The 10,330-nt window shown below is 52.5% G+C and carries 15 protein-coding genes, 1 tRNA gene and 1 pseudogene; 9 read left to right on the top strand and 8 right to left on the bottom strand.

What is annotated here, in order from left to right; translation table 11 throughout:
• Positions 1–486: 486 nt before the first annotated feature.
• Positions 487–966, bottom strand: a complete 480-nt coding sequence (locus NCN04_RS03800; RefSeq protein ID WP_048346839.1) for a 6-carboxytetrahydropterin synthase — start codon at positions 964–966, stop codon at positions 487–489.
• A 67-nt stretch (positions 967–1,033) separates the two neighbouring features.
• Between NCN04_RS03800 and hisIE the strand changes: the two genes are divergently transcribed.
• Positions 1,034–1,702, top strand: a complete 669-nt coding sequence (hisIE, locus tag NCN04_RS03795; protein WP_250395215.1) for a bifunctional phosphoribosyl-AMP cyclohydrolase/phosphoribosyl-ATP diphosphatase HisIE — start codon at positions 1,034–1,036, stop codon at positions 1,700–1,702.
• Here the strand turns inward: hisIE and NCN04_RS03790 are convergent.
• Positions 1,699–2,337: a zinc metalloprotease gene (locus NCN04_RS03790; protein WP_048346841.1), complete on the bottom strand. Its 639-nt coding sequence runs from the start codon at positions 2,335–2,337 to the stop codon at positions 1,699–1,701. The two genes, hisIE and NCN04_RS03790, sit on opposite strands and share 4 nt — an antisense overlap.
• An 8-nt stretch (positions 2,338–2,345) precedes the next feature.
• The gene (locus NCN04_RS03785; RefSeq protein WP_048346842.1) at positions 2,346–2,837 is read right to left on the bottom strand and encodes a DUF2214 family protein; all 492 of its coding nucleotides are present in this window, start codon (positions 2,835–2,837) and stop codon (positions 2,346–2,348) included.
• 232 nt (positions 2,838–3,069) lie between these two features.
• On the opposite strand from NCN04_RS03785, the gene NCN04_RS03780 reads away from it, so the two are divergent.
• From NCN04_RS03780 to NCN04_RS03760, 5 genes are read left to right on the top strand one after another with little or no spacing between them, the layout of a single operon-like run.
• Positions 3,070–3,996, top strand: a complete 927-nt coding sequence (locus tag NCN04_RS03780) for a sigma-70 family RNA polymerase sigma factor (RefSeq protein WP_250395214.1) — start codon at positions 3,070–3,072, stop codon at positions 3,994–3,996.
• A gap of 58 nt (positions 3,997–4,054) precedes the next feature.
• The gene (locus NCN04_RS03775) at positions 4,055–4,429 is read left to right on the top strand and encodes a YkvA family protein (RefSeq protein WP_048346844.1); all 375 of its coding nucleotides are present in this window, start codon (positions 4,055–4,057) and stop codon (positions 4,427–4,429) included.
• Complete coding sequence (locus tag NCN04_RS03770) at positions 4,426–4,755, top strand: hypothetical protein (RefSeq protein WP_048346845.1); 330 nt, start codon at positions 4,426–4,428, stop codon at positions 4,753–4,755. Before NCN04_RS03775 ends, NCN04_RS03770 begins: the two co-directional genes overlap by 4 nt.
• Before the next feature lie 40 nt (positions 4,756–4,795).
• Complete coding sequence (locus tag NCN04_RS03765) at positions 4,796–5,053, top strand: hypothetical protein (RefSeq protein WP_048346846.1); 258 nt, start codon at positions 4,796–4,798, stop codon at positions 5,051–5,053.
• 6 nt (positions 5,054–5,059) lie between these two features.
• Positions 5,060–5,632, top strand: a complete 573-nt coding sequence (locus NCN04_RS03760; RefSeq protein WP_250395213.1) for a phosphate-starvation-inducible PsiE family protein — start codon at positions 5,060–5,062, stop codon at positions 5,630–5,632.
• On the opposite strand, the pseudogene NCN04_RS03755 reads toward NCN04_RS03760, so the two are convergent.
• Positions 5,595–6,050, bottom strand: a pseudogene (locus tag NCN04_RS03755) (Nif11 domain/cupin domain-containing protein); the annotation flags it as partial. The gene NCN04_RS03760 and the pseudogene NCN04_RS03755 overlap by 38 nt on opposite strands.
• Positions 6,051–6,152: 102 nt before the next feature.
• Here NCN04_RS03755 and NCN04_RS03750 point away from each other — a divergent pair.
• Positions 6,153–6,479, top strand: a complete 327-nt coding sequence (locus NCN04_RS03750; protein ID WP_250395212.1) for a c-type cytochrome — start codon at positions 6,153–6,155, stop codon at positions 6,477–6,479.
• Here NCN04_RS03750 and NCN04_RS03745 read toward each other — a convergent pair.
• From NCN04_RS03745 to NCN04_RS03730, 4 genes are all read right to left on the bottom strand, one after another.
• Positions 6,455–6,724: a YciI family protein gene (locus NCN04_RS03745; protein WP_048346849.1), complete on the bottom strand. Its 270-nt coding sequence runs from the start codon at positions 6,722–6,724 to the stop codon at positions 6,455–6,457. The genes NCN04_RS03750 and NCN04_RS03745 overlap by 25 nt on opposite strands.
• A 161-nt stretch (positions 6,725–6,885) precedes the next feature.
• Complete coding sequence (gene trpA, locus NCN04_RS03740) at positions 6,886–7,692, bottom strand: tryptophan synthase subunit alpha (RefSeq protein ID WP_350223228.1); 807 nt, start codon at positions 7,690–7,692, stop codon at positions 6,886–6,888.
• A gap of 28 nt (positions 7,693–7,720) precedes the next feature.
• The gene (locus tag NCN04_RS03735; RefSeq protein ID WP_011619828.1) at positions 7,721–8,068 is read right to left on the bottom strand and encodes a DUF3007 family protein; all 348 of its coding nucleotides are present in this window, start codon (positions 8,066–8,068) and stop codon (positions 7,721–7,723) included.
• Between the two features lie 5 nt (positions 8,069–8,073).
• Positions 8,074–8,325 carry an NAD(P)H-quinone oxidoreductase subunit L gene (locus NCN04_RS03730; protein WP_048346851.1) on the bottom strand — a complete coding sequence of 84 codons (252 nt, stop codon included), beginning with the start codon at positions 8,323–8,325 and terminating at the stop codon, positions 8,074–8,076.
• Positions 8,326–8,382: 57 nt separating this feature from the next.
• Between NCN04_RS03730 and NCN04_RS03725 the strand changes: the two genes are divergently transcribed.
• Together NCN04_RS03725 and NCN04_RS03720 are read left to right on the top strand one after the other, a co-directional pair.
• Positions 8,383–8,468: transfer RNA gene (locus tag NCN04_RS03725), tRNA-Leu, on the top strand.
• Positions 8,469–8,535: 67 nt separating this feature from the next.
• Positions 8,536–10,330: MGH1-like glycoside hydrolase domain-containing protein (locus NCN04_RS03720; protein WP_250395211.1), on the top strand; the 1,795-nt coding region annotated here is incomplete at its 3' end.

The following is a 10,330-nucleotide window of genomic DNA, read 5'->3' as shown; positions in this document are numbered from 1 at the left end:
CATTATTCGTCGCATCCAACCTGGACCGAAAGCCACAATTAAACTCGACATGTATCCAAGAAAACCATTTAAGGGGTAGACAATTCATATCATTTCTGGAAGTAGTGCCTACTAATTCCCCCCTCCAAATGCGACGAAAAATGGGGTTGAAGTCCTGAATCGTTCCCTGTCAGAATCAAGCTGGAGCAATCCCAAAAACATCCATTGAGAGGCAGCTAAACGGCATTCAGAACCGTGAGCACCATTGACAAAGTTCACAATAGCAATCAAAAAAAATTCGCAAGGGAGATATCCTTAACCAAACCCTGCAAAGGTCACGCCAGCTCGGAATCAACTAAAATCTACGTGGAGAGTTAAATAGTTACGAAAACCCAATTCTTATTTCAACAAGTTTAGTGGAATAAAAATGCAAAGACAGAAGCATTTTATCTTGAACTTGACCCTTCAGGCAACCATTCAATCAGCAAGTGCTATGCAGAACAAATTTCAATGGACAGCCCCGGTAAACCACTCTGGCAACGCCTGAAAACACCCCGCATTGGCCTGGTTTTCCCGAGCCTCTACTTTCCAACAGCAGGTTCGACCAAGATCACGTTCGTTTAAAAGATCATTGGCCCAGTTCCATAACAAATGGGCTGTACTTTCCATTCCCACATTGTTCATAACCCGAAGATCAAGGGCTCCCTGCTCATGTAGGGAACGCCACTGCTCCAGCAAAGGATCATCTTGGTTGACCAAAAAGGTGTGATCAAACTGGTCTCTCAACTGTTTCTCTAAGGGACGCAAGCTTGAAAAATCCACGACAAATCCACAAGCATCCAGCTCATTGGCCACAAACCAAAAGGTGAAGCTTCGGCTATAGCCATGCACAAAATGACAATGTCCAGAGTGTTGCCATTGCCTATGGCAACAGGGATAGCCCTCGAAATGCTTGCTACAGGTGAAGCCGGCGGGAGGCAGAAACATCAGCTCGGAAGAGGGAGCACACTGCGGGAGAATTGACCTTGTCTACATCTACATGCACCGAGCCCCAATGCCAGCCGCTGATGCCGCCTTCATTGACGAACTCCGCTTCAATGACAAGGGGCTAATTCCTGCAATCGCTCAAGACTGGCTAGACGGAGCGATCCTCATGCAGGCCTGGATGAATCGTGCAGCACTGGAGCTCACACTGAGCACTGGTGAAGTGCACTACTGGAGTCGGTCTCGACAAGAGATGTGGCACAAAGGAGCAACCAGTGGTCACATCCAACATCTCAAGGGCTTTCGCTACGACTGCGACGCGGATGTGCTCCTACTCACCATCGAGCAAGACGGCGATGTGGCTTGTCACACAGGCGCACGCAGCTGTTTTTATGACAATGGTCCAGTGCCCAGCAAAGGAGGACACGACGCAGCCGCCCCTCCAGCCGATGCCTGCACCGAATTGATGCGCATGATTGAGGATCGCCGCAAAAGCCCGGTTGAAGGCAGTTATACCAACCGATTACTCGAAGGGGGAGACAATCAAATTCTCAAAAAAATCGGTGAAGAAAGCGCAGAATTTGTGATGGCATGCAAAGACAACAACGCCAACGAGATCGCAGGGGAAGCGGCTGATTTAATTTTCCATCTCCAGGTGGCACTGGCTCATCACAATGTCAGTTGGCGGGATGTTCAGGCCGTACTAGCCAACCGCCGTGGCGCGCCAAGACGCTCCTAAGGCTTCGGAGTCAAAGGCAAGCCAAATTGACTTGGCTGCCCTCGCATCCACTCCAGGGTGAGCCGATCACGGGGCGACAGCTTCAACACCGGCGAGGCGCCTTGGACAGGTGCCATCGCATCACTGGGCTCCAAGCTATGGGCCCACAGCCCGAACGCATGCCCTAACTCATGAAGTGCTGTGGCCTGTTGAGACTCAGCTCTCAACTCAGGTGACACCATCACGGTGACCTGGGGCTCAAGACGCCACACCCCCTGGCGTTGCACCTCCAACACCTGAAGCACGCTTCTGCCATTGCTCGCGCGCCATCCATCAGCAAGACGTCGCCGGGGCGGCCTGCGTCGCTCTACTCGAATATGGGCCCGCTCAGGATCGTCAACCCGAATGATCGGCAACACAGAAGACCACTCATCAAGAGCACGATCCACAGCACCGAACCATCGACGTTCCCAACGATTGGGCTCAACGCTTTGAACTGGTTGAACCCAGACGCACCAGCGCGGCAAAACCGGAAAACCGGATGAGCTAGTCGCCAATCTGGCCCCATAGCCTGGGGCATGGGTCAGAGCACTTCGGCGCAACTGATCGGTTCTGATCTGCTGAGCCTGAACTGGAGGACAGGGGTCAACTTGCATGCTTCAGATCACGTCGCCGGCAATCCCACACCACGAGCCATCAGCGTTGCCAACAAAGGCACAAGAGCAAAACCCGCAAGCTCAATGTTGACAATCCAGCCCAGACGTGTGGCGAGCGCCTCAGAGACTTTGGGGAGTTCACCCTTTCGCAGGGGAATCGCCCAGAGGATATACGTCACTGTGGGATACAACGACAAGGCACCCACGGATAAATACAGACCGACCTTCCACCAGAACAAGGGATTGGTTGTGTAGAAATCGCTGCCTTGCCCGAAATACAGGACACGAAAAATGCCACTGACCAGCAGTGCCAAAGCGGCCATTCCGTAAATGATGTCGGTGATCACCATGGCCGTAGCGGCCCGACGATCCGGATCCGGACGCAATAAGCGACGCTCAACGACGAGAGCGGCAAAACAGAGCATGAAACTGAGGTAGTGCACATAGGCCACACCAGCGCTTTTAGCGATCTCTGGGGTCAGCAAAGTGGCCAGCGGCATAACAAATGATTCAGTGGGGCTGACCGTAGCTGCTGGCTTGCCACACTCGCGAAGACTAGAAGCAGAAGGGGGCACAGAGCCCTAGTAAACGCGCAACAAAAAGAAATAATGGAGTAATAGTGAATAACGAAAAAAACATGAATTAAGCTGTAAACATAAATTCCGCACTCTTTATTACGCCCTCTGGATAGAAAGACTTTCGCCCTAAGTTCAAGAAAACCAGGAGTCACAGATGGTGAGTTCTCTGAGTGCTTTTCTCGGCGAAATCGGTCGGCATCAGCTGTTGACGCCTGAACAGGAATTAACCTTGGGCAGGAAGGTGCAGGCTATGGCAGCTCTCACTGAGCGCTGCACAATGGCGGGTAGCGAAGGGGATGCATGCGTTTACAACGACGAAGAGAAGCGCATTATCAAGCGAGGAGAAAAGGCAAAAAATCAAATGATCACGGCCAATTTAAGGTTGGTAGTGAATCTTGCGAAGCGATATCAAGGCAAGGGACTTGATCTTCTTGACCTGATCCAAGAAGGCACACTTGGACTAACCAGAGCCGTTGAAAAATACGATCCCACCCGAGGCCATCGGTTTTCCACCTACGCCTATTGGTGGATTCGACAAGGATTGAACCGTGCCCTTTCGACACAAAGTAGAACGATTCTGATCCCTGTGAATGTCAATGAAAAACTGACGAGATTACGCGCTGCTAAAGCGCGACTCATGCAAAGCAATGGACTTACCCCATCCGCCGAGCAATTGGCCGAATGCATGAAGTTGCCAGTCAGCGAAGTTGAGGACTTGTTGGGCTGTGAACTTCGCAGCGTCACCGTGAGCTTGCAGGGAGTGGTGAAGTCAAAATCCGATCCGTCCGAACTGGTGGATGTCCTTCCCAGCGATGAAATTCCACCGATGGAGCGGGCTGAAATCGCCGAGCGCACAGATTCCGCCTGGAATCTGCTCGACAATTCGAACCTGACTCCGAAAGAGAGAACCATCGTCATGCTGCGGTTTGGACTGGATGGAAGCCACGAGTGGCGCACCCTTGCCGAGGTCGCCCGACAGATGAATTGCAGCAGAGAATATTGCCGTCAGGTGGTGCAACGGGCTTTACGCAAACTGCGCAAAACCAGCATCCAGCACGGCTTGGTGGAACCCGCCCACTGAAAAATCAGTGAATTCAGTGATAGTGGAGAAATCTTGACTACCCAACGCTGCATCGTTCATGACTGATGCCTCTTCCTGCACTGATTCCGTTTTTGAAGCTGACGTGATCGACAGCTCCGTCATCGATGAGGGAGTGTTTCAACGACTATTAAGGCGCGCGGGAAGGACGATTGCAGCTCCAGCCCTAGAAGCCCTCGAGATGGTGCTGGATCAGAGCACTCCTCCTCAGGCAAGGCTCACGATGCTGGCAGCGCTGGCCTACCTCCTCATACCGACCGATCTCATCCCCGACTTTTTGCCCGTCGCGGGTTTTAGCGATGACCTTGTTGCCTTAACAGCTGTGATCGGTTTATGCAGTAAGCACATCACACCGGACATTCGTCTACGGGCACAACGCAGACTGGATCGATGGTTTCCCCTCGGACGCTCATGAACCCCTGGTCTCCCGACGTTGAGGAAGAGCTGACCTCAATGTTGAAGGATTGGCTGAAACAGCAGGGTCGAACCCAAGCCGATCTTCGCCGAAGCCTCCGAGCAACCTCAACACGCATGCCCGCTCTGATGGAAGTGCTTGAACGAGAGCATCGGCTCGGAGGACTGCCCCGGCTCGCAGCAAAGCTCTGCAGCATCGAAGCTGATTGGATCAATCAGGCTCCCGCCCATGCCAACGCTTCCGCAGGCGACTTAACGACCGACACGGATCCATTTGGCCAACTCGATCTCCTTCTGCGCGAAATCCGCGACGATCGCGGCAACTGAGCAAAATCACAGGCAAAGTGGTCTTAGATGCCTTCCTGCCTTGCGTTTATCCGCTTCCCTCGTCTTCAGCATCGGACTCATGGCTGGTGCTGGTTTCTGTGTTGTTGCTCCCCAGATGGCGAAGGCTCAAACGGAAACATGGCTCCTTGGACCTAACAGCCGCTCGGGGCCAGGCAGCACTGTGGTGCCAACGGATTGCGTCACGGGAGACGACGGCTCGATCACCTGCGATACCAAGATCGAAAACCCCGCAGGTACAACCCCTGCCAAGCCTTACTACTCCCCATTCACCAACTGATCAGCCGTGCCTCAGGCCCGTCGCAAACGTCGATCCTTCCTGCTGCTCGTCGACTCCGCAGAGCAACAAGTAGCCAAGCTGCTCACGGTCATCACAGCCGTGGTGATTGTGGCCGCCCTGATTCAACTCACGATTCGGGTCAGCCTTGCGCTGATTTATACCGAGCGCAATTCCTATTGGCTCGGTGATGGGCTGATCAAAATTCTTGGAGATCTCCTCACCGTCCTGATTGCCCTTGAAGTTCTTCAGAACGTCACCAGCTACCTCAGGAAACATGTCATCCAGATTGAGCTCGTTCTGGTAACAGCTTTAACGGCTGTTGCCCGAAAAGTGATTGTTTTACCTGCAGGATCTGAAAACAAACCGCAACTTCTGATTGGGCTTGGTATCGCTTCGATTGCCCTTGCCGGCTCCTACTGGCTCGTCAAACGCTCAAGCCCTCTTGATTCAATGGCAAGACAGGAGGACTGGAATTCACAGACCAATACAGAGCGAGCCATACAGTCCCAGGATGAGGATCTGTCCTCGCCAGGCGGTGGCGACGATGGGCTGCAATCAAGAGCTGATCTCCCGCGCTGAGATCGACCCATTCATCGGGATCCTTGAATTGCAATCTGGCACTACCGCGCAAAAGGGTTAGCCACTCGTTTTCAGCCTGGTCGTACCAGAACTCCTTCGGGCTAGAAGCCGCGCATGACTCAATCCGCATCAACCGCCAACCACGGCCTTGGCAAAGCATGCTCTCTTGCTCCTCTCCGGGTTCCAAACCCTGTCCGAGGAACAAGTTGTTAGGCGGCCGATCAATCACTGCTCTCTCTTCATCTCCCCAGCGCCGAGCGATTTCAAACCCCCAGGACCGGGCCAGTTGCACGACTGAGTTGTGATCGTCACAAGCAGCGAGCTGCTGACGTCGCTCAGGATGATCGCGAAGTGACTGAACCAAGCCATTCAAATGATCCACCTTCTGCAGGAATCGCTGAAGATCCTTTTCGGCCAACTGGAAGTTCCCTGAATTCTCTAATCCTGCCAACAATCGAGACAAGCATCAGCACTTCGCAGAACAAGGAAGCAAACTATTGCTTGACCAGCATCTGTGAGCATGATTTCACTTCTGTCATCAGTTCTGCTTGCCGTGATGCTGGTATGGCCATCGACTGCACTTGCAGTTGAGTCGGGAGCCTCCTTATTTCAAAACAATTGCGCTAGCTGCCACCCCAATGGCACAAACATTATTCGTCGAGCGCGCACACTCAAGATCAAAGCATTGCGACAACGTGGACTCGATAGCAGCGAGGCCATCGCACAAGTTGCCCGAGAAGGAATCGGACAAATGAGTGGTTACGCCGATGCCCTTGGAGACGGTGGGGATGTGGTTGTAGCCGAATGGGTTTGGCAACAGGCTCAAAAGGCTTGGACCCAGGGATAAACATCCAGCTGCGTCCAAATTCCTTCACGCCAATACACATCTTGTTCAAGGAGGGCACAGACGCTGGCTTTGCTGTCTGATTCAAAGATGGCAAAGACATGAGTGCTTCCTTCCGTAGGGCCCAACGTGATTAATGTTCCCTGTTCTTTAAGAGCACGCAGTCCAGCAAGATGCTCATCTCGAAAAGGCTCACGCTTTTGAAGTGCGCCATCACAATATGTACCCCAAAGAACGAAGCGCGCCATTGATCAACCCTCCCTTAAGTGTTTTGTTGACAATAGAATGGCATCTTTACACTGCATAAATCATTTAAATCGATTGAATCGTTGTTGACAATCACATTAAGAAGCCTCTGGTTCGATTTCGATCTCTTTGGGACAACAGCTTCGATAAGCAAGCCAGATCATCATCCAGCAGCATCCCTCAATTGCCTGCAAAACTCTCCGGCCTCTAATGCGGCTTTCCCGGGCGCTGCAGCGGCAATGCGTTTCACCAGAGCACTACCCACAATCGCACCATCAGCTCCCCACTGTTTCACTTGCAAAACTTGTTCAGGACCAGAAATCCCAAACCCAACAGCCACCGGACCGCTGTTACAAGCCTTTAAATCGCTCACTAAAGACGCCACGCGATCTTGGAGCTTCACGCGCTCTCCAGTTACACCGGTCACACTCACCAAATAAGTGAAACCACGGCTGGATTCAGCAATTCGCTGCATCCGATTCTGTGGTGTTGTCGGTGCAACGAGCAGCACCAAATCCAGTCCAAACGTCGCAGCCAAAGGCGACAATCTCTCCGCTTCCTCCAAAGGAAGATCAGGCACCACTAAGCCTGCAGCACCAGCAGCAGCAGCATCCGCAAAAAAGCGCTCCGGCCCTCGATTGAGTAGCGGGTTCGTGTAGGTAAACAGAATCACAGGCATGCTGAGCTGATCTTTCAACCCAGCCAACATCTCGATCACTTTCGCTGGCGTGGTCTTTTGCTCCAAAGCCCGAAAGGCAGCAGCCTGAATCACAGGACCATCTGCCAGTGGATCCGAGTAGGGGATCCCTAGCTCAACAATGTCAGCACCATTGGCTTGAAGGCTCAGAAGCACATCAGCAGTTGCGCTCAAATCTGGATCCCCTGCCATCAAAAATGGCATCAATGCCATGCGTTGCTCCTGAGCCGTTCGGGAGAAAACCGCTTCAATCCTCGAAAATTGATCCGTCACAGAAAGCAGAGGGTCTGATTAACGGAGCCTACGGTTTAGTGGTCTGTTCCGATTCGGACTCATCCAAATTGAGAGATGCGAGCAAGGCTTGCTGCTCATCCGGGCTTAAGGCATCAAAACGAGCCTGAAGCTGCTCTGTTGTGAGTTGGTCGTATTCCTTTCGGTAGCGGCGTCGCTGCTGCATGTAGGTCATCTGTCCAGTCACCACCCTGAAGAGGTAGGAGCCTGTCCAACCCACAACAATCACCACCAACACAGCTTCAGCAGCGATTCCTGCTGAAAACCCCTCAAACCCTGCAGCCTTAAACAGCCAGAAACCAACACCCCCAGCGAGTAAGAGACCCAGACCAAGCTTGAGAACACCTGCACGCGTCAAGGGACTTAAACCTCCCCTTGGCCGCTGAGGCGGAGATTAAGGAATGGTGCGAACACAATCATCCCTGGGAAGAAGAAGAACACCAGGCCGTACACAGAGAAGCGCTCGATCTTCCCCATAACATGCCAGCGCACATTCATCCAAAAGAAGAGTAGGAGTGGCATCACAACGAGGTAGAGGCCACCCAAAGCCGCATAGCCACCGATCACAAGCAGCGTGTCTAAGGAAACCGAAGACAGAAGATTCTCGATGGACACAGAAGACGACCTGGTTAGGGTGAATCTAAGATGTCGAAGCGAGCTTGCATGGCACGCGGGGGCGTGGCGGAATCGGTAGACGCACGCGACTTAAAATCGTTTGGGCTGAAAAGCCTGTGGGGGTTCAAGTCCCCCCGCCCCCATTAGGTCTGACGTGGTCAAGGCCGAGCACACTTCCTAATTTGAGAACTCGCACCGATCGGTCGAGTGATGTCCAGTTCCGTCAACGCGCTCTCGACCCAAAAGCGGAAAGAACCTCCTCATGAGATCCATCGCTGCAAAGAGCGTGAGGCTGGGGATGTCGCATGGAATTTATGGGGGACCTACCTCAGCGACCGTCAATGGGGCACCGTTCGGGAGGATTATTCCGCTGACGGCAATGCATGGGAGTCATTTCCCTTCGAGCAGAGCCACCTACGCACCTACCGCTGGGGAGAGGATGGCTTACTTGGCTTGAGCGACGTTGAGGGATTGCTCTGCTTCGCGCCTGCACTTTGGAACGGTCGGGATCCAATTCTCAAGGAACGATTGTTCGGCCTCGGGAATCCCGAAGGCAATCACGGTGAAGACATCAAGGACACGATGTATCACCTGGCAGGAACACCAACCTGCAGTTATGCCAAAGCCCTTTATCGCTACCCACAAGCAACATTTCCCTATCAACATCTTCGTGATGAAAACAGGCGTCGCTCCCGCGACGAAAAAGAATATGAGCTAGTCGATACAGGAATCTTTTCAGACAATCGCTTTTTCGACATGGAAGTCGAATATGCAAAAGCTGATGCCAAAGACATCTTCATTCGACTCACCATCACAAATCACAGTGATGAATCATCCGAGCTACATCTCTTACCTAGCCTTTGGTACCGCAACACCTGGTCCTGGGGAGATCCTCAGTCGAGACGGCCAAACTTGCATCTCCAAGGAAACAGTTTGGTGTCGGAGGCCATCGATGGCCTTGATGCTTACGAACTGAACTGCAGTGAAAAGGGCACGTGGCTTTTCACAGAAAATGAAACCAATACTCAGGCTCTCTGGGGCGAACCCCTTACTCAGCCTTACGTGAAAGACGCCTTCAACCGCTATCTAATTAACGGGGAACAGAACGCCGTCAATCCAGCTCAGCAGGGCAGCAAAGCCGCTCTTCACCTCCATCACACTCTCGCCGCAGGAGAGTCTTGGGTTGTGCATTTACGACTGCGTCGACAAAGCGACCAAGCAACGAACCAAACATTGCCAATCGCTGCAGCGGACAGCGCACGTTTGGTTGAGATGCGATACCTGGAATGGAAGCATCATCAGGAATGGATTGCTCCAGGTCTCAACGACGAAGACCGCGCCATCCACTCTGCTGCAGGAGCAGGGTTGTTCTGGTGTAGAAAATTTTACAACTGGAATGTCACTCGCTGGCTAAGAGGAGACAACAACTCAACTCGCCCTCCCAAACAACGCTGGAAAACTGAAAACGCTTACTGGAAAACATTACGCGCTAAAAATATTATTTCCATGCCAGATTGCTGGGAATACCCCTACTTCTGCCAATGGGATTTAATGTTTCACGCCGTCGCATTTGCAGAATTCGATGCTGCTGAAGCGAAGCAACAATGTCGAATGCTCAGACAGGCCTATTACACAGCAACAAATGGTCAATCCCCTGCCTACGAATGGGCACTTTCTGATGCCAATCCACCCATTGGTGCGTGGGCAGCCCTGCGGATCTTTCAGATCAGCCGCCGCCACACAGGAGAAGGAGACTATGCCTTCTTAAGGGCAAGTCTCCGAGAGCTATTGCTCGAATATGGTTGGTGGACAAACAGAACTGATCGCAATGGAGACAACCTATTTGAGGGAGGCTTCCTAGGCCTCGACAATATTGCCATCTTCGATCGACGCTATCCTCTTAAAGACGGAAGTCGCATCGAACAATCAGATGGCACAGCCTGGATGGGGCTACTGAGCCTTAACTTGCTACAAACAACAGTGATTCTTGCAGAAGAAGATCGAG

This window comes from Synechococcus sp. MU1655 (assembly GCF_023630655.1).
Taxonomy (GTDB): Bacteria; Cyanobacteriota; Cyanobacteriia; order PCC-6307; family Cyanobiaceae; genus Synechococcus_C.
This window is presented reverse-complemented; position numbering and strand designations above follow the sequence as displayed.